We start from the raw sequence: 20,551 nt of genomic DNA on the forward strand, positions 1-20,551 counted from the left end.
GTTGCTTTTACTTTTTATTCAAGGTATTTTTGTACTTTTTATTTTTTTTTCTTTTTTTTGAAAATGTATACGTAAAAAGTCCTAGGATATAACTAACATTATTTACTGTTATACGCAATATTTTTCCAATTGCTTTCTTAATTTTGTTTATAAAATTTAAAAAATATTTACTAACTATCTTTAAATAAACAAATAATCCAAAAGCAATATAAATATAGCAATAAAACCCCATATATGCGTAATTTGTAATAAATAAGAATATAAAAACAATTATAGCAGCAAAAATCCAAAAGAGTATATCTTGTATGAATACTATTATCTTATTATTACACATGCCTCTTATACTTCTATATACATCAAATAAAACCCCTGTTAGCACCCCTGCCAAAATATTATATAAAAGTAATTCTAATTGAGAAGTAGTGGATAATATCATATCTGTATCTACTTAAACAGCTTGCTTATAATGCTGTCATTATCCTTTTTCTTTTCTCTATTCATATAAGTGCAGGAGTCAATAACACCAACTATTACTAGTTCACCATTTTGAACATCTAATTTATTCATTTTTAAGTTATTTCCTTTTATTTTTAACTGTCCTAATTCAGTGGTTAAGTCGATTTCTTCTTCGTTAAAACTTATTACCTCTTGAACACCTGTAAGACCTAATCTTTTTCTGCTATCTAGACTTAAGATACTTTTATGCTCTTCTATTTTAATCTCTTTCCTTACCTCCATATGAAACCTCCTATAATCCTGTAGTATCTATACTTAATATATGATTATAGGCTTATCATTAGTACCATTACTCTATTAATTCATACATTTCCTTAGCTGCTTCCTTTTTAACGTGCTCTGCTATATTAATTATCTTAGCTTTTAATTTACCATTTGCAAATTCTATTTCTATTATGTCTTCCTCATTTACTTCAGTACTTGGTTTAGCAACCTTGCCATTGATCTGAACTCGTCCACCTTCACAAGCTTCTTTTGCTATAGTTCTTCTTTTTATTATTCTTGACACCTTAAGATATTTATCTAACCTCATTTAATTCTCCCCCTTAAACATTGATTTATTCATGAAATAATTATTTTGGTATTTTTATTAAACGAAAAACCTAGATTTGCATCTAGGTTTTCCTTATGTAGCCAATATTATCTCGTAGTTATTTGTTTACTCTCTCTTTAAATTCTTTTCCTGCTTTAAATACTGGAACTGTTGATGCTGGAATTGTTATTTCTTCTTTAGTTCTTGGATTTCTTCCAACTCTTTCAGCTCTTTCACGAGTTTCAAAAGTTCCAAATCCTATTAATTGAACCTTTTCACCTTTTTCTAATGTTTCTTGTACGCTTTCTATGAATGCCTTTAATGCAGTCTCTGCATCCTTCTTAGTTAATTTGCTCTTTTCTGCCATACTAGCGATTAATTCTGCTTTGTTCACCTTTGTTACCTCCTTAAATAATTAGAGTACGCTATTGAATAAGCATATTCTTCATTTTTTTTAAAATTCCTTCTAAAATTAAGTTAATTTTTTAATAATTTTGCTTCATTCCAGAAATTGTCCATTTGCTCTAATGTCATGTCTTCTAAAGTTAGACCATTTTCTATGGCTTTATCCTCTATGTACTGGAATCTTTTTATAAATTTATATATAGTATAATTTAAAGCATCTTCGGGGTCAATGTCAAGAATTCTAGCTACATTTACACAGGAAAATATTAAATCTCCTAGTTCTTCTTTTATTTTGCCCTTATTTTTGCTTTTATATACATTTTTTACCTCATAAAATTCTTCTAAGACTTTTTCCAGGGCTGGTTCTACAGAATCCCAATCAAATCCTACCTTAGCTGCCTTGTATTGAACCTTATCAGCTCTTATAAGAGCAGGTAACATCTTTGGTATATGCCTTAATGAGTCTGTATAGCTGTTTAACCCTTGTTCCTTTTTCTTTATCTTATCCCAGTTATCTAGTACTTGATCTGAACTATCTAATTTTATATCACCAAATATATGTGGATGTCTGTTTATCATCTTATCACATATACATTTTATAACATCATTTATATTAAAATACCCTTCTTCTTCTCCAAGTTTTGAATGAAATACAACTTGAAGTAATACATCTCCTAGTTCTTCAACTAAATTATCATCATTTTGTTCATCTATTGCCTCTATAACCTCATAACATTCTTCTATTAAACAGCTTTTCAAAGTTTTATGAGTTTGCTCTTTGTCCCATGGACATCCATTTTCTCCTCTTAGTATATCCATTATTTCTTTTAAATCATAAAAATCTTTTGTATTTGTCAAATCTTTAGGCACATATATAGAAGTTAGATAATCTATATCTTCCTGTCTATCAAGTTCGTATAACTTTATTTTTCTTACACTCTCTAGTCCTTTTACTCCTGCAGCTCTAACAAAATATATATCTGTTTCATCATGATAGTAATCCAATAAAGCTAGCTTAACTTCAGAAGCTATAAACTTATTATATACTTGAGTTATTATAAGTCCAACTCTTTTATCTAATATTTGTTTTTTTATATCAAAAGCATCGATTATTTTAACTCCTTCTATAGGGTCTATTTTAAGACTCTCCATTAAGGCATCTACAAAACTTACTGCTGGTAAAATCTCGCTGTCTATTCCTCTAGCTTCGCAAAGTTTATTTAATATATTCACAGATTTTTCTGCTACCAAAGGATGGCCTGGTACCGCGTAAACTATATCTTCCTTATAATCTATGCTTTTGTTAATCAAATCTTCTGCAATAGAATTATATACTTCGTCAAACTTCTCATATTTTTCATATAGTTCATCATAGGTTTTAAAATTTATACCTAGATCTTTTATATATTCTACTGTAGGATGTTTGGCAGTTCTCAAATATATATGTTTTGATTTTCTTAATAGTTCTATAGCTCCTATGGTCAATGCATCTGGAGACCCTGGTCCTAGTCCTACTATTTTAATCATAAGCTTCCCCTCTTTATTACTATTTTCTTATGAATCTCTTTTTAACGTTGTTATAACTAAATATGCCCAATACACATATTAATATGCCATAAACTACTATACCAGCTAATATTGCTAAAAGGCAAGAAATATTTATGCTCATTGTATAATTATATACGTACTTATAAATAAATACAACAAAAAATGTCATTATTACTGATGCATATAAAGGTTTTATCATTACTTGATAATAATTAACAGATACCTTCAAATGTTTTTTAAGCACTTTCATATTTAATATAGAAGCCACAATATACCCTAAAATAGTTCCTATAACTGCTCCATACACATTTATAGATGGTATTGAAACTAAGTAAAAAGTCACTAATGACTTTATTATGCATCCTATAAATAAATTTATTACTGGTTTTCTAAAACTTCTTACTCCTTGAAGAATTGATGTGCTCGTTTGTGCCATTATTATAAAAGGTATTGATATACTTAAATATTGTAGTATCTTGTATCCTCCTATTTGCCTATTGAATACCAAATTTAAAATAGGGTAGGACATGAAGTACAATCCAAATAATGAAGGTATTGATATAATAAAAGAAATTTTTAGCGCAGTTTCTACCTTCATTTTAACCTCCCTTTTTCTGTTTAAAATAAAAGCTTCTGAAATTATAGGAATTAACGAGCTTCCTAATGCTCCAGATATTCCTAGCGGTACATTTATAAGTACAGATGCCTTTCCTGTAAGCTGACTATACAATACAGTAGCTTCTGTAGAATTAAAACCTGCCTGCAAGAGTTTTTGAGGTACCAATATTGAATCTAGAAGGCCCATTATTCCTCCCACTGCTGCCCCTAAAGAAATAGGTATGGCTATATTTAATAACTCTTCCATAATTCCTTTATCTCTTTTTACTCTGCCCATATAGAATTCTTTTTTTACTCCTATATACTTACCAAATAAGTATATATCTGAAATCACCCCTCCTGCTGTAGCTCCTAGCGCTGCCCCTGCTGCTGCAAATTCTATTCCCTTTGGAAGTAACACATAAGCAAGTCCAACACCAAATCCTACTCTTCCTACCTGTTCTAAAATCTGAGAAACTGCTGTAGGATTCATATTTTGAAACCCCTGAAAAAAACCCCTTAAACAGCTCATAACAGCTATAAATACTGGCGCTATAGCTATGCAAATTAAAGCATAGTAAGCCTTAGGATCCCATTTTAGTGCCTCCACTATATTTTTAGAGAAGGCTAATAAAGTTCCTGTAAATCCTATACTTAAAATACCCATTAAAGCTATGGAATCTCTTAAAACCTGCACTGCTCCACATCTGTCATTTACTGCATTTCTTTCGGAAACCATCTTTGACACTGCTATTGGTATTCCCGAAGACACCGCAATGAATACAGCATATAAAGGATATGACATCTGATAATACCCCATACCTTCATCACCAATTAGATTTTGCACTGGTATCCTGAAAAATATACCTAGAAACCTTGTAAATACACTAGCAAGCCCTAAAATTAGAGTTCCCTTTACTAGTGACTGTTTTTTCATAAAATCCCCCAACCCCTAAAGAATGTTATATCTAATAGATATTTTAATTTTTTTTCTAATATTACTCATGATTTTATTTTAAAGTTGAATATTTATTTGTTTTAATGTCAATAATCTAAAATGAAAAATAAATGGCAGATAAACTGCCATTTATTCCATTTGTTTTCCTAAGAAGGTTGATGCTGTTTGAGCTAATTTAATCTCTAAGTCAGGAGACTCTTTATTTTCTTCCTTACTTATCAAGATTACTGCCCCTATGGCATCGCCTTCTGCTATTATAGGTGCTATAACCTGACCAAAATATTTTTCTCCTACCTCTTCCTCTTCATACAAAGGTACTAATTTATCTTTATCTAAAAATACATTTTTTCTTGCTTCTATTATTTCTCCTAATTCATTACTTATTCTTTTATCTAAATATTCTTTTTTTGTTGTTCCACTAACTGAAACCATATTATCCCTATCACATATTATTACTATGTTACCAGTAGATTGGTTCAAGGCTTCAGCATACTCATTAGAAAAACTTGTAAGTTCATTGATTGGAGAATACTTTTTTAGAATTATACCTCCTTCTCTATCTGTAAATATCTCCAATGGATCCCCTTCCCTTATTCTTAAAGTTTTTCTAATTTCTTTTGGTATAACAACCCTTCCTAAATCGTCTATTCTTCTTACTATACCTGTTGCTTTCATTTATTTCCCTCCTTAAAATTAAAGTATGTAAAATTACTTGTACTCATATTATCTTTCTAAATATGAAATTTTATACACAAATGTTATGTAATAGCCTCTATAAATATAAAAAAGATACTTAAAAGCCTTACAATAGCTTTTAAGTATCTTTTTTGTAAAAATTGATTAACACTATAGATTTTTTTCATAAGTTTTAATTTTAGCATCTTTTTTCCATTGTTCTAATAATTCTTTCCACTTACTTTCTTTTTTACTTTCTAAAACTAACTTATTTATTTCTTCTTTTACTTGATCATATTTTTTAATTGGATATTCTTCCTTTTCTATACACTTAATTATATGAACTCCAAATTGAGTTTTTACAGGTTGGGAGATTTGTCCTTTTGAAAGAACTTGTGCTGCAGTCATAAATGTTCTATCATAATTAGCATCGTTATAGTTTATAAATCCTAAATCTCCGCCCTTTTCATTTGCTGCTTTATCTATAGACATTTCTTTAGCTACTTTTGCAAAATCTTCTTTTTTGTCTAATCTTTCCTTTGCCTTTTTAGCTTCTTCTTCTGTTTTAACCAATATATGTGCCACATGTACTTTATTTGGTTTTTCTGTAAACTCTGCCATATGTGAATCATAATATGATTTTATTTCTTTTTCGCTAGCTTTTACATCTTTTACAGCTTTTTCATATACCTTAGGAGCTATTACTCTTATTCTTAAAAAATTCTTTAGAGTCTTCTCTGTAAAACCACCTGCTGTCATATCTTTCTTAAATTCTTTTTCATCTTTGTAGTTTTTCTTTATAGCGTCAAATTGCTTAGTTACTTCTTCTTCAACTTTCTTTTCATCATCCACCTTAAGCTCTTTTGCCTTTTGAACAATAATTTTTTCCATAGCTATTTCTTCTAATACACTTTTTCTTGCATCCTTCAATTGTGATTTGGCTTCTTCATTATTTTCATAATCCTTGCCATACTTAGCCTTTATACTTTCTAAAGTTTTAATCATTTGGGGATGTTCATCTATTTCTCCTCTAGTTATCTTTTCTCCTTTTACTTTAGCTACCGTTGACTTTTTAACGCGTTCTGGTGTTTTTTCTATTAAATTACACCCTGTCATAGACAACATAAATACACCTGTCAATACGGATGCAATTATCTTTTTAGTCTTGTTCACAATACATTCCTCCCTATTTTCTTAGCCCTAAGTAAACTCATAAACTAATTCTATCATAAAACTAATGCTTTTCAACTAAATTACTTATAAATTGAACTACATCTTTCATTATTTTTACTATTTCTTGCCTTTTCATTCCTTCTAATTTATATGCTACTGCAGGCTTTTCACCAAGCTTAAATACTATACTCTTTCCATATTTATCTATAATATTTTTAACAAGTTCCCCATTAAAATACTTTTTACTATGAAATCTAAATAACAATTCATCCTTTTGGTCGATTATTTCTTCTATTCCATATCTACTTCCTAAAGCTCTGCTATAGGATATGTCAATTAGATTATTTACCGCTTCCGGTATGTCAGAATACCTATCTTCTATTTCTTCTTGCACATCCATCATATCATCATAAGATTCTATAGCTGCTATCTTTTTATATATCTCTATCTTCTGAGTTTCATCTTTTATATATGTTTCAGGTATATACGCATCTACATTTACTTTAATATCTGTTTCTACTTTTTCTTTTTCTATATCTCCTTTTAATTGTTTAACAGTTTCCTCCAGCATTCTGCAATATAAATCATATCCCACTGCAGCCATATGGCCATGTTGAGCAGAGCCCATCATATTGCCTGCACCTCGTATTTCCAAATCTCTCATAGCTATCTTAAATCCTGAACCAAGTTCTGTAAAATCCTTAATGGCTTTTAATCTTTTTTCTGCTACTTCCGTTAGGACTTTATCCTTTCTATAAGTAAAGTAAGCATAGGCTATCTTATTAGAACGTCCAACTCTTCCTCTTAATTGATACAATTGAGATAAACCCATTTTATCTGCATCATATATAATCATAGTATTTACATTTTGTATATCAATACCTGTTTCTATTATGGTAGTGCAAATCAATAAATTTATTTTGCCATTCATAAAATCCATCATAACTTGTTCTAATTCTCTTTCTGTCATCTGCCCATGTGCTATTCCTACAGAAGCTTCTGGCACTAGTTTACTCAAATAAACCGCCATGTCCTTTATATTTTTCACCCTATTATACACAAAGAAAACCTGCCCATCCCTGCTTATTTCCTTTATGATAGCATCTCTTATAAGTTGTTCATTGAATTCTACCACATAAGTTTGTACAGGATACCTATCCTCTGGGGGAGTTTCAATTACGCTTATATCCCTAACTCCTGTTAGAGACATATGCAGAGTTCTAGGTATTGGCGTTGCTGTCAAAGTCAATACATCTACATTTTTCTTCATTTCTTTTATTTTTTCTTTATGAGTAACTCCAAATCTCTGTTCTTCGTCTATAACTAAAAGTCCAAGCTCTTTAAACTTTACATCCTTTTGCAGAATTCTATGGGTACCTATTAGGATGTCTACATTTCCTTCTTTTAAACTCTTTAGTGTATTCCTTTGTTGAGCTGCTGTTCTAAATCTGCTTATCATATCTATCTTTATAGGAAAATCAGAAAATCTTTTTATAAGATTATTATAATGTTGTTCTGCCAATATAGTTGTAGGAACTAAGAAGGCTACTTGCTTTCCTTCCATTACCACTTTAAACGCTGCTCTCAACGCTACCTCAGTCTTACCATAGCCCACATCACCACAAAGAAGTCTATCCATCGGTTTATCGGACTCCAAGTCACCTTTTATATCTTCTATTGCAGTAACTTGATCTGGGGTTTCTTCAAAAGGAAATTCATCTTCAAATTGCTTTTGCCATACTGTATCTTTGCCATATTTATTTCCTTTTACCGTAGACCTTATAGCATAAAGCTTAATAAGCTCCCCCGCTATATCATTTATAGATTTTTTAACTTTACTCTTAGTTTTATTCCATTCATTGCTACTTAGTTTATTTACTTTTGGTGTTTTTCCTTCACTACCTATATATTTCTGCACAAGATCCAGCTGTTCAACTGGTACATAAAGTTTATCGTCTTTATCATACTCTAATTCTAAGTAATCAGTCTTATGTCCTTGAACCTCTAGCTGCTTTATCCCCTTGTATACACCAATACCATGGTTGGCATGTACTACATAGTCTCCTAATCTTAGTTCTGAAAAGCTCTTTATTTTACTTACACCTTTACCTTTTACCTTTTTTCTTTTTAATTTTCTTTTAGATTCACCAAAAACTTCTTTATCAGATATAATACATAACTTTATTTCATCAAATTGAAAACCCTTCAAAAGACTTCCAGACGTAACAATAACCTGAGATAACTTTATTTCATCTATATCATCACTATAAAAACTTTCGATACCCATTTCTCTTAAAGTATTTACTAATCTTTGACCTCTAGTCTTAGTTCCTGATAGTATTACAGTAGTATATCCCTTGCTTTTTTTATCCCTTATATCATCTATTAAAAAATCTAACTGTCCGTGATAATTACTTAATGTTGCAGCAAAAAAATCTACTTCTTCACTATATTTTATAATATCACTAGGTTTTCTGATAGAATCTACACTTATAAATAAATTATTTTTTAAAAATTGAATACTTTCTTCCTTAGTGAATAGTAAATCCCATTGTTTAGGGAGTATGCTTGCCCTTTGATAAAAGTTCTTATAGTCTTCTTCAAATTCAAAATACACGCTATCTAATTTACCCATGCACCTCTTAGCATCTTCCAATATTACAAATGGATTATTTATATAATCTAATAGAGAAGCTCTCTTTTCATAAAAATATGGTATAAAACTTTCAATATTATCAAATTTCCAATTTTCCCTTAAGTACTCAAGACTTCTATTTGTACTTTTAATTAATTTCTCCAAATTTTCCTTTAGCTCGTTACTGCTAAAGTTAGCTTTCGCATTTTCTAAATCTTTTAAAATTCCTTTATATCCTCTATCTAAGTCCTCCCCAGTGAGTATTACCTCTTTAGCTGGAAAGATTTCTATAGAACTCACCTTTTCTACACTTCTTTGAGTCTCCAAATTAAAGGTTCTTATAGAATCTATTTCATCTCCGAAAAGCTCTATTCTATATGGTGCTGATGCTGTAGGAGGATATATATCTACTATGCCTCCTCTTAAACAAAATTGACCCTTACTATCTACTGATGGGGTTCTTTCATATCCACTTTCTATTAAGTTTTTTATAAACTGTTCTAAATCTAAACTGCTCCCAGTAGAATATTTAAAGGTATATTTTTTAAATAACTCCACTGGAGTATATACTGATGTTATTGCTTCAACTGTAGTAATTATTATCTTCTTGCCTCTTCTCAGCATTTCTTTTATTACTTTTAATCTTTCCCATCTTAAATCTCCTGACAATGCATATATATTGTAAAATACTGTTTCCTTCGCTGGAAAATAATACACATTATTAGTGTAGAAAGACATATCTTCATATAAATTTCTTGCTTCTATATCGCTGTGGGTTAATATTAATATATTTCTATTCAATTCATCATATATACCATTTATAAAATAGCTTCTGCTAGAATCAGCTATTCCATATACCTCTATAGGAACTCTCTCTTGTTCTACGTTAGAAAGTATTTCTCTAAATTTGCTATTTTCTTTTAAAGGCTTCATGAGCCCTTTTAATTTCATACAAAACACCTCTCAAGATTTCAATCTTATACATTTACGCCATTAAACTGATTCATAGCCTCAATCATACCCTTATTTATTATATCCTCTGTAGCATCTACAGCCACCAATAAAACCTTGTCTATCTTCTCCCTTTGTTCCTTAGGAAATTTACCCAAAACATGAGAAACTAGCTCACCATTAGGAGAGCCTGCACCAATTTTAATTCTATTAAATTTATCTGAATTTAAATTAGCTATTATACTTTTTACTCCATTATGTCCCCCAGCACTTCCTTGAGACCGTAATCTAATTCTGCCAACCTCTAAACTTATATCATCATATATAACTATAATATCTTCATTTTTAATCTTGTAAAAATTTACAGCTTCTATAAGACTTTCTCCACTAAGATTCATATAAGTTTGCGGCTTCATTAATATTACTTTTTCATCTCCTATTAATCCTTCACCATATATACTTTTAAATTTTTTCCTGTTTAATTGAATATTATACGTACTTGCAATAGAATCGATCACATCAAATCCTAGATTATGCCTTGTCTTTTCATATTCCTTTCCTGGGTTTCCTAGTCCTACTATTAAAAACATAATTACCTCCATCGTTAGGCACATTCAAATAAATAATAAGTCAGTATACTAGTCTACTTTATGCCATACTGCGTCAGCAGAACCCCCCCATAGTCCTAGACGAAACCTGCTTCCTTGTCTGATGCAAAACATACTAGCATCTTTCACTTGTTATTTCTTTTCATGTACCTTACTATAAATGTTTAACATATATTTTAGTATATATTAGCATTTTTTATATGGCAAGTTATTAGGGAGTATACTCTCAGTAAATTAGAGTTATCTTAAACATTAAATTAAACAGCATACTCACTAATGGAGCTGCTGTTTAATTTATTATAATATTATTTAAGCTACTCTGCTTGAGATAATCTCACTTTATACTTTTCTGTATTGCCATTTCTCCATACTTTACAGGATACCACATCTCCAACTTTATGTTCAAATAATATAGATGATAAATCCGAAAAATTTCTTATCTTTTTGTTGTCAAACTCCACCATTATATCTCCTGGCTGGATTCCTGCTTTTTCTGCTCCTCCATTTGGCACTAATTTGCTAACATAAACTCCTTCTACCCCACCGGTTGCTTGCGGATTAACTGTACCTCCGTATATTCCAACAACAGGTCTTATAACCTTACCCTTATTCTTAAGTTGTTCTATTATTTCCTTAGCTTCATTTATAGCTATAGCAAAACCCATTCCTTCCGCATTAACCTGTGCTCCTAATTTTAAACTGTTTATTCCTACTACTTCACCATTTTCATTACATAGAGCTCCTCCACTATTACCAGGATTTATAGCAGCATCTGTTTGAAGCACTTTATATACAGATTCTCCAGATACTATTTTTCTATTTAAAGCACTTATTATTCCTGCTGTAACAGAACCTGCAAATTCTTCTCCAAGAGGATTACCTATAGCTATAGCTAAATCTCCTACTTTAACTTTAGAAGAGTCACCAAACTTTGCTACCGGTAAATTTTTAGAATTTATTTTTATTACTGCTAAATCTGACTTAGGATCTTTCCCAATTACCTTAGCCTCTAATTCTTTTCCACTTGATAGCTTAACAGTTAATTTAGTTGCATCTTCAATTACATGATTATTAGTAACAATATACCCTTCTTCGTTAAAAATTATACCTGAACCAGTTCCTTGTTTTACATCTCCAAAGAAGCCCTCAGCCCTATTACTTATGGCCACTACCGCCGGTCCAACAGTTTCTGCCACCTTATTTATAGCATTTTCTTTAATTATCTGTGTAGTAGCATTATTACTGTTATTTATACTTTTTACAGGTGTCTTTTTAGAATTATCAGTCCCTTGAGGATATTTACTTTGAACTACATAATTCGCTGTCACAGCTCCTGATGTCATAGCTATTAATACAAAGATAATAAAATATACTATTCTTTTTAAGATATTGCTTTTTTTATTTTTTCTAAATTTTATGTGGTAGTTACTATCGCCATTATTCATTTGTGCGCTATCATTTTCTCTATACTCACCCATATACAGCACCTCCCGAATTAGTAATATTTAATTTAAGTCTAATATACTATAATTTAATTTATAAACTTTTATGAAAGGTTTAATTTTTTGTTAAAGTGAATGTAAATTCAACTCCATTCTCTTTATTTTCCACCCATATATCTTCTCCTAACTGCGATAATATGCTTCTTACTATAGATAGTCCCAATCCCGTACTTACTTTAGAGGACCTGGCTTTATCTGCTTTATAGAATCTATCCCAAATATGATTTAAATCCTCTTCATCAATATTAGGTCCACTATTAAATATACTAATATAGGCTTTTTTACCTTTACTTTTTGTGGTTACTTTAATTTGGCCACCTTCATTAACATACTTTAATGCATTGTCTATTATATTAGTAATTATCTGTATGGTCCTATCTCTATCTGATAAAACACACAATTCCTCTTGTTCAAAACACACATCTACTTTTAATTCCTTTTTTATTATGCGAGTTTCAAATTTTATCACTGCCAACCTTATTATTTCATTTAAATCCAATTCTCTTACTTTCAAAGTAAATCTTCCAGACTCTATCGCGGACAAATCTAATAAGTCATTTACTAATCGGGTTAATCTTCCTATTTCCTCATAGGCTATGGATAAATAATAATTTCTTTTATTATCTGGTATTATTCCATCTAGCATTCCACCTATAAAACCTTTAATTGATGTTATAGGTGACCTTATTTCATGAGATACATTTGAAATAAATAATCTCCTATTATTCTCCACTTTTTCTAACGAATCTGCCATAATATTAAAAGAATTTGCTAATTCTCCTATTTCATCATTAGATTTAATATCTACTCGCTTATCTGCCTCGCCTTTTGAAATCTTTCTAGCTACACCATTAATTTCTGCTAAAGGCTTTATTATAATTTTCTGTGAAAAATAATATATAACTATACTAGACACCACAATAGCTAAAATAGCCGATGCCCATATTATTTTGTATACATTTTTCAAAGCCTCTTTTATATTGTCTAAAGAGGTATGCATTATTATAGTCCCTTTAAAGCTATTTCCATGATCTATTGGTATTTCTATTGTATGCACAGGGACAGAGAACACATTTCCATAATTACCCTTTTTCTCTATAAATCTTTTTAATCTTAACTCTTTTAAATCATTAGTCAATATTTGCTTACCTAAGAGCTTTTCATATTTTCCATTAGATACAGCATATATATATCCATATTTATCTGTAAGCCATATATCCACATTGAGGTAATCTCCTATTAATTTCAATTGCTTATTCATTTCATAGGAAGAAATATCTCCATACATATACTGCACTGCAGAGTCACCTATTAGTGTAGCTTTCTCTGCTAATTCATTTTTATTCTGCTCAAAATAATAATTTTCAAACCATAGTGATAAAACTGTAGCAAGAATAGTAAAACTGATGGCTATTATTATAGTATAAGTGGCAACCATTTTAGAAAATAAGCCTTTTTTCATATTTATTTCACCTCAAACTTATATCCAACACCCCATACAGTTTCTATTTTCCAATTAGAGCCACCTTCCAATTTTTCTCTAAGTCTCTTTACGTGCACATCAACAGTTCTAGAATCGCCTGGGTAGTCATATCCCCATACTTCACAAAGCAATTGTTCCCTTGTAAAAACCCTATTCTTATTGCTTGCTAAATAGTATAATAATTCAAATTCTTTAGGGGGCATCTTTATTTCCTCTTCTTTATAAATTACCTTATATGAATTAATATCTACCATCAATTCATCAAAGTTTAAAACCTCTTTATTCACATTTTCAGAATTATATCTTCTTAAAACTGCCTTAACTCTAGCTAGCATTTCTTTAGGTTCAAATGGCTTTACTATATAGTCATCAGCCCCTAATTCTAATCCTAAAACCTTATCGAAAGTTTCTCCCTTAGCCGTTAGCATTATTACTGGTGTTGAACTGTCTTTTCTTATCCATTTTAGTACATCTATCCCATCAATATTAGGTAACATTATATCTAAGAGCACTAAGTCTGGCTTATATTCTATAAATTTTTCCTCAGCAGCTTTACCATTATGCACACAAGTCGTGCTATATCCTGAATTCTCTAAATACATTTTAATTACTTCACATATGTTTTCATCATCATCAACAATTAATATTTTTCCTATGCTTCCTTCCATTTTTCTCGACCTCCTATATGTTAATTTTAAACATGATTTTTACATACTTATTTACTTTAAATTTACCACAAAATCTATTATTTATTATAGTTTTAATTAAAAATTTACAAATATTTCACTGTATATACAAATAGGCATGCAATATCGTAAAATCATTACGATATTGCATGCCTCAATAATATTAATATGTATTATAGTATAATTTAGGCACATTCAAATAAATAACAAGTCAATATGCTAGTCTATTTTGTGTCATACTTCGTCATCAGAACCCGCCGATAGTCCTACAAAAGGCGGAACCTGCTTCCTTGTGTGACACAAAACATACCAGCATCTTTGACTTGTTATTTCTTTTCACGTACCTTAGTCTTCAAATAATTTACTTACTGATATATCTTCATATATTCTTCTTATAGCTTCTGCAAACATTGGAGCTATAGATAGAGTAGTAAACTTATCCAATTTCTTTTCTTCTGGTAAATCTATAGTATTTAACATAACTAATTTTTTTATTGCAGATTTTTCAATTCTTTCTATTGCTGGTCCAGATAAAACTGCATGACTACAACAAGCATAAACTTCTTTTGCACCTAAATCAATCAAAGCATTAGCCCCATTAGTTATAGTACCTGCAGTATCTATCATATCATCTAATAGTATAACTCTTTTTCCTTTTATGTCTCCTATTACATTCATAACTTCAGAAACATTAGCTTTTGGTCTTCTCTTATCTATTATAGCTATTGGACAGTGTAGTCTGTCAGCAAATTTTCTAGATCTTGCTACACTACCTAAGTCTGGAGAAACTACTACTACATCATCTTGTTCTTGGAATCCATTTTCAATAAAATGTTTAGCCAAAATAGATGCTCCCATTAAATGATCCAATGGTATATTAAAATACCCTTGGATTTGTGCTGCATGTAAATCCATAGTAAGTACTCTGTCAGCTCCCGCTGCTGCTATTAAATCAGCAACTAGTTTTGCTGTAATTGGATCTCTTGCCTTTGCTTTTCTGTCTTGTCTTGCATATCCATAGTAAGGAATAACAGCGGTTATTCTTCCTGCTGATGCTCTCTTAAAAGCATCTATCATTATTAATAGTTCCATTAAGTTATCATTTACTGGTTCATTTGTTGATTGAATTACAAAAACATCTGCTCCTCTTACTGTTTCTCCTATGTTTACAGAAATTTCTCCGTCACTAAAAGTAGAAACGACTGCATCTCCAACCTTTAATCCTAATATGTCTGCAATTTCCTTAGCAAGTTTAGGATTAGAATTACCTGTGAATATTTTTATATTTTTGCCATGGGTTATCATTATGTAAACCTCCTTATATTTATTTCCTTAAACCTTTTTTATCTACCCATCCCTCTTTGTTTACCTGTTTTGCTCTCCCTATAGCAAGAGAACCTTCAGGAACCTTTTCAGTTATAGTAGAACCTGCTGCTATGTAAGTGTTATCTTCTACTTCTACAGGTGATACTAAGTTTGTATTGCATCCTATGAAAGCGTTGTTTCCTATTATAGTTTTATATTTTTTCTTTCCATCATAGTTAACAACAACAGTTCCACATCCAAAATTGCATCCACTGCCTACTTCTGCATCACCTATATATGTTAAATGTGAAACTTTAGTTCCATCACCAATAGTAGACTTTTTAATTTCAACAAAGTCACCAATTCTAGCACTTTTGCCTATAGTACTTTCTGGCCTTATATACGCAAAAGGACCAACAGTAGTATTTTCGCCAATCTTGCTATCTAATATTACTGAGCTTTGAACAGTTACATTATCTTCTATTACACTGTTATTTATTCTAGAATTAGGATATAAGATACATCCTCCTCCTATAATAGTTTTTCCTTCCAACACATTTCCTGGATATACTATAGTATCTTGTCCTATTTGTACTTCGTCCCCTATATATGTGTTATCAGGACTTATTATAGTAACTCCATTTTCCATATGGTATTTATTTATCCTATTTTTCATTATTCCTTCCACTTGTGATAACTGCACCCTAGAATTTACACCTATTGTTTCTTCAAAATCAGTGTCTATGGCACCAACTTTTTGGCCTTCATTCTTTAAAATTGATATAACATCAGTTAAATAATACTCTCCTTGAGCATTATTATTATTTAGCTTTTCTAAAGAATTTAAAAGACTAGCTATGTTGAAACAATACATTCCTGAGTTTATTTCATTTACCTTCTTTTCTTCTTGGTTACAATCTTTAAACTCTACTATTTTTTCTACTGAACCTGCTTCATTTTTAATTATTCTTCCATATTCAGCAGGATCATCTATTACTGATGTTAAAATGGTAGCCTTAAAGCTATTTTCCAAATGGTACTGGATAAGTTTTTTTACTGTTTCTGCTTTTATTAAAGGTGCATCTCCTGTAAAAATAGCAACTACACCTTCTTTATTTTGCAAAAATTCCTTAGCACACATTACTGCATGACCTGTACCTAATTGCTGTTCTTGTAAAGAGTATATCACATTTCTATTTTGTGTAGCCTCTTTAACTATTTCAGAACCAGTTCCTATTACTACATTTACGTCATCTATTTCTGCTTTTCTCATGGTGTCTATTACGTGATTTATCATCTCTTTGCCGCATACTTTATGTAAAACCTTAGGCATACTAGATTTCATCCTTTTGCCTTTTCCTGCAGCTAATATCATAGCACATTTATACAATTCTAACACCTCTTTTAGGCATATTTTTAATATATTGTTCACTTTTACTTATTAATAAAACACACATATTCTATTATATTTTAAAGATAAATTATTTTCAACATAACTATGACTTTTTTGAAAAATTACTATAAAAAAAAACAAAAAGGAGTTAAAACCCCTTTTTATTCTACAACTTCATCTTCATTTTCATTTTCTATATCTTTATTCTTTACCTTCTCATATTCATCAAAAATTGCTTGTTGAATTTTTTCTCTTGTATCTGTGTTTATTGGGTGTGCAATATCTTTAAACTCCCCATCTGGTGTTTTTCTACTTGGCATTGCTATAAATAATCCACTTTTTCCTTCTATAACTTTTATATCATGAACTACAAATTCATTATCAAAAGTTATAGATACTATTGCTTTCATTTTGCCTTCAGTAGCAATTTTTCTAATTCTAACGTCTGTAACTTGCATATAAATCCACCTCCGCGAGTATTAACTATATACTAATTCTCTATTATTCACAAAATTCCTCCTAAATATTCTAAAAAATATTCATTTTTTAGAATATTTCAACTTTCTAATTTAATTCTCTCACTTTATTCTACTAGAAGGACATATATTTACACTTCCATTTTCATCTATTCCTTCAAGTTCTGCCAATGCTATATAGTGTTCCACCAGTTTATTTTTGGTTTCCATATTGTCAATCAAAACTCCTATACCTAAAAGTTCACTTTCAAATTCCTTCAATAAATTAAAAATGCCTAAAGCCGTTCCCCCTGCTTTCATAAAATCATCTATGAAAACACATTTACTTCCTTTAATAATAGCCTTTTTTGCAAGAGACATAGTTTGTATTCTCTTACTTGAACCTGAAACATAATTGATACTAACAGTAGTCCCTTCTGTAACCTTAGTATCTCTTCTTACTATTACAAGCTGTACTCCCAACATTTTTGCCACTTCATAAGCTAAAGGTATACCCTTTGTTTCTACAGTAACTACATAATCTACATCCAACCCACTGAAAGTTGAAGCTAGAATTAGTCCAGCTTTGCGTATAATTTGTGGATTATACATAATATCAGTCATATATATAAAATTACCTGGTATTACTCTTTGCTTATCTTTTAATAATGTACAAAGTTCCTCCACAAATTCAGCCTTTTCTTCCTGTGATATGCTGCATCTATATTTTACCCCACCAGCTGCTCCTGATATAGTCTCTATGGTTCCCATATTAAGGCTATTCAAAACTTCCCTTACTATCATTAAATCTTCACTTATAGAAGATTTTGCTGCATTGAACTTTTCAGTAAAAACGTTTAAATTTACAACTTTATTTGGATTGTCTGTCAAAATCTTAGTAATTCCAACCACTCTTTGATTTCTATTTAACTTTTTCATCTAACCACCTATATCCTATTTTACGAATTTTTTTTATAAAAAAATCTTTATTATTCATATTCTATTCCAAAAACCTATTAAAATCAATATACTTTAATGTAAATTTATTAAAGCTTTAATTTAAAGCAAACTCTTGTATTATTGCACATTATTATACCTAAATAATAGAGACCTTCTGGTATTATTTATAAAAAACTATATAAAACATGTATCGTTTTATTTAAAATATGTATATAATTAAAAATATAGCTTTTTTAATAAGGAGGATTTTATATGTCTTTTGATTTTATACAAGATAAACATAAAAAGGTTCATTTTATTGGCATAGGCGGAATTAGCATGAGCGGTCTTGCTGAAATATTGATAAAAAATGGATTTAAAGTTTCAGGTTCTGATAGAAGTTCTTCTCCTATAACAGAAAAATTAGAATCTATGGGAGTTGAAATATTTTATGGACACAAAAGTGAAAATATAAAGGATGCAGATTTAATAGTTTTTACTGCTGCTATTTCTTCTGATAATCCTGAAATAATAAAAGCCAAGGAATTAAACATGCCTCTTATGGACAGAGCTGAATTCTTAGGTAACATAATGAAAGGCCATAAATACAACGTAGCTGTTTCTGGAACTCACGGTAAAACTACTACAACTTCTATGATGTCTCACATATTATTAGAAGCTAATGTGGATCCTACTATATTAGTAGGTGGTCAATTAGAAGCTATAAATGGAAATGTACGTACAGGCGAAAGTGAATATTTTTTAACAGAAGCATGTGAATACAAAGCTTCCTTTTTAAAATTTTTTCCTTATATAGGAGTTATCTTAAATATAGAAGAGGATCACTTAGACTTTTATAGGGATTTAGAGGAAATAAAAAATACATTTCTAAAATTCATTAGTTTAATTCCAGATGATGGTTATTTGGTAGCTAATTATGATGATCCTGTAACAGCTGAAATATGTAAACAAACCAATTGCAATATATTGAGCTTTGGAATAAATAATGGTGATGTAAGAGCAAAGAATATACACTTTGATAAGAATGGTTGCCCTTCATTTAAAGTTTTCAAAGAAAATACTGAACTTTTTACTATTAATTTAAATGTTCCTGGTACTCATAATATATTAAATGCACTAGCTTCTATATGTGCTGGTCTATGTTTAAATATACCTTATGACTCTATTTTAAAAGGCATTGAGTCTTTTAAAGGTACTCATAGACGTTTTGAAATAAAGGGGGTTAAAAATGGGGTTACTGTGATAGATGATTATGCTCATCATCCAACAGAAATAAAAGCTGCTCTAAATGCGACTAAAAACTATCCTCACAATAAAATATATTGTGTTTTTCAACCTCATACTTATACACGAACTATAAGCTTATTCAACAATTTTGCTGAATCATTTTTTAATTGTGATGAATTAATTTTAGCAGATATATATGCCGCAAGAGAAAAAGATCCTGGAAATATAAGTTCTCAAATGCTTTCAGATAAAATAAATGAAAAAGGTGTTAAGTGCTCAAATATCCATAACTTTGAAGATATAGTAGCTTATTTACAACCTATTTTATGTACTGGGGACATACTCTTAACTGTAGGTGCAGGAGATATATTTAAAGTTGGAGAGATATTTCTTAATAAATAGCAATTAAGGCACATTCAAATAAATGAAGACTAATAATTAATATTCTCTAAACATTTACTAAATTTATGAATTTTATAACACCATTTTGTAAATAATATAGTAAGTGCTTGGAGGTGTAATATATGAAAAACTTTTTAATTTCAGCTTTATCTGATATAGTGCTAATCCTTATTTCCTATGGCATATTTAGAGCAATTATAAGTGGTCCAACGCGCCACAAATTATATGAGAAATTTTTAAGCTCCTTTGCAAAATTCGTAATATATCTTTTTATAGCCACAGCTGTAATTACCGGTATAACAGCGCTTATTCTTTACAGAACTAGATATATAGTTTATTTAAATATAGTGGCTTCAGCTTTAGTTTCCATATTAGTTGGTTTTGTCATGTCCACTGTACCTACTCGAGGAATAGGAGATAAAAAGAAAAGAAAGTAATTAAAATATTATTATATTGATAGGTATTTTAACATCTCTACCAATATAATAATATTTTTTTACTTTTTTATGTTGACATAAGAAGGTTAATCATATATAATTA

19 protein-coding genes are annotated in these 20,551 nt (G+C 30.2%); 2 read left to right on the top strand and 17 right to left on the bottom strand.

Features of this window, described 5'->3' with window-relative positions; genetic code table 11:
- Nucleotides 1–7 precede the first annotated feature (7 nt).
- From yabQ to purR, 17 genes are all read right to left on the bottom strand, one after another.
- A complete protein-coding gene (gene yabQ / locus CC89_RS12810; RefSeq protein ID WP_035292688.1) occupies nt 8–436 on the bottom strand; it encodes a spore cortex biosynthesis protein YabQ in 429 nt (142 codons plus the stop codon).
- 8 nt (nt 437–444) lie between these two features.
- Nucleotides 445–738 carry a sporulation protein YabP gene (gene yabP, locus CC89_RS12815; RefSeq protein WP_035292690.1) on the bottom strand — a complete coding sequence of 98 codons (294 nt, stop codon included), beginning with the start codon at nt 736–738 and terminating at the stop codon, nt 445–447.
- 67 nt (nt 739–805) lie between these two features.
- Nucleotides 806–1,048: an RNA-binding S4 domain-containing protein gene (locus tag CC89_RS12820; protein WP_035292691.1), complete on the bottom strand. Its 243-nt coding sequence runs from the start codon at nt 1,046–1,048 to the stop codon at nt 806–808.
- A gap of 118 nt (nt 1,049–1,166) precedes the next feature.
- Entirely contained in the window at nt 1,167–1,442 is a 276-nt protein-coding gene (gene hbs / locus CC89_RS12825; RefSeq protein ID WP_035292693.1) for a non-specific DNA-binding protein Hbs, read from the bottom strand.
- Between the two features lie 83 nt (nt 1,443–1,525).
- Nucleotides 1,526–2,980, bottom strand: coding sequence for a bifunctional methyltransferase/pyrophosphohydrolase YabN (yabN, locus tag CC89_RS12830; protein WP_035292696.1), 1,455 nt, complete (start codon nt 2,978–2,980; stop codon nt 1,526–1,528).
- 19 nt (nt 2,981–2,999) lie between these two features.
- Entirely contained in the window at nt 3,000–4,535 is a 1,536-nt protein-coding gene (locus CC89_RS12835) for a putative polysaccharide biosynthesis protein (protein ID WP_035292698.1), read from the bottom strand.
- A gap of 150 nt (nt 4,536–4,685) precedes the next feature.
- Nucleotides 4,686–5,231, bottom strand: a complete 546-nt coding sequence (gene spoVT / locus CC89_RS12840; RefSeq protein ID WP_035292700.1) for a stage V sporulation protein T — start codon at nt 5,229–5,231, stop codon at nt 4,686–4,688.
- Between the two features lie 171 nt (nt 5,232–5,402).
- A complete protein-coding gene (locus CC89_RS12845; RefSeq protein WP_035292703.1) occupies nt 5,403–6,404 on the bottom strand; it encodes a peptidylprolyl isomerase in 1,002 nt (333 codons plus the stop codon).
- Nucleotides 6,405–6,465: 61 nt separating this feature from the next.
- On the bottom strand, nt 6,466–9,990 hold the full coding sequence (mfd, locus tag CC89_RS12850; protein ID WP_035292706.1) for a transcription-repair coupling factor: 3,525 nt from the start codon (nt 9,988–9,990) through the stop codon (nt 6,466–6,468).
- A gap of 26 nt (nt 9,991–10,016) precedes the next feature.
- Nucleotides 10,017–10,580: an aminoacyl-tRNA hydrolase gene (pth, locus tag CC89_RS12855; protein WP_035292709.1), complete on the bottom strand. Its 564-nt coding sequence runs from the start codon at nt 10,578–10,580 to the stop codon at nt 10,017–10,019.
- A 332-nt stretch (nt 10,581–10,912) separates the two neighbouring features.
- The gene (locus CC89_RS12860) at nt 10,913–12,076 is read right to left on the bottom strand and encodes a S1C family serine protease (RefSeq protein ID WP_035292712.1); all 1,164 of its coding nucleotides are present in this window, start codon (nt 12,074–12,076) and stop codon (nt 10,913–10,915) included.
- A 79-nt stretch (nt 12,077–12,155) separates the two neighbouring features.
- Entirely contained in the window at nt 12,156–13,562 is a 1,407-nt protein-coding gene (locus tag CC89_RS12865) for a sensor histidine kinase (protein WP_035292715.1), read from the bottom strand.
- A gap of 2 nt (nt 13,563–13,564) precedes the next feature.
- Nucleotides 13,565–14,251, bottom strand: coding sequence for a response regulator (locus tag CC89_RS12870; protein ID WP_035292717.1), 687 nt, complete (start codon nt 14,249–14,251; stop codon nt 13,565–13,567).
- Between the two features lie 363 nt (nt 14,252–14,614).
- The gene (locus tag CC89_RS12875) at nt 14,615–15,574 is read right to left on the bottom strand and encodes a ribose-phosphate diphosphokinase (protein WP_035292719.1); all 960 of its coding nucleotides are present in this window, start codon (nt 15,572–15,574) and stop codon (nt 14,615–14,617) included.
- Between the two features lie 19 nt (nt 15,575–15,593).
- Nucleotides 15,594–16,964: a bifunctional UDP-N-acetylglucosamine diphosphorylase/glucosamine-1-phosphate N-acetyltransferase GlmU gene (gene glmU / locus CC89_RS12880; RefSeq protein WP_035292722.1), complete on the bottom strand. Its 1,371-nt coding sequence runs from the start codon at nt 16,962–16,964 to the stop codon at nt 15,594–15,596.
- Nucleotides 16,965–17,128: 164 nt separating this feature from the next.
- A complete protein-coding gene (gene spoVG, locus CC89_RS12885; protein ID WP_035292725.1) occupies nt 17,129–17,425 on the bottom strand; it encodes a septation regulator SpoVG in 297 nt (98 codons plus the stop codon).
- A gap of 120 nt (nt 17,426–17,545) precedes the next feature.
- On the bottom strand, nt 17,546–18,361 hold the full coding sequence (gene purR / locus CC89_RS12890) for a pur operon repressor (protein ID WP_035292728.1): 816 nt from the start codon (nt 18,359–18,361) through the stop codon (nt 17,546–17,548).
- 273 nt (nt 18,362–18,634) lie between these two features.
- On the opposite strand from purR, the gene murC reads away from it, so the two are divergent.
- Nucleotides 18,635–20,011, top strand: a complete 1,377-nt coding sequence (murC, locus tag CC89_RS12895; RefSeq protein WP_035292731.1) for a UDP-N-acetylmuramate--L-alanine ligase — start codon at nt 18,635–18,637, stop codon at nt 20,009–20,011.
- Between the two features lie 122 nt (nt 20,012–20,133).
- Complete coding sequence (locus CC89_RS12900) at nt 20,134–20,448, top strand: hypothetical protein (RefSeq protein ID WP_035292733.1); 315 nt, start codon at nt 20,134–20,136, stop codon at nt 20,446–20,448.
- The last annotated feature ends 103 nt before the right edge of the window (nt 20,449–20,551 follow it).

Origin of the sequence: Clostridium sp. KNHs214 (genome assembly GCF_000744935.1) — a bacterium.
GTDB lineage: Bacteria > Bacillota > Clostridia > Clostridiales > Clostridiaceae > Haloimpatiens.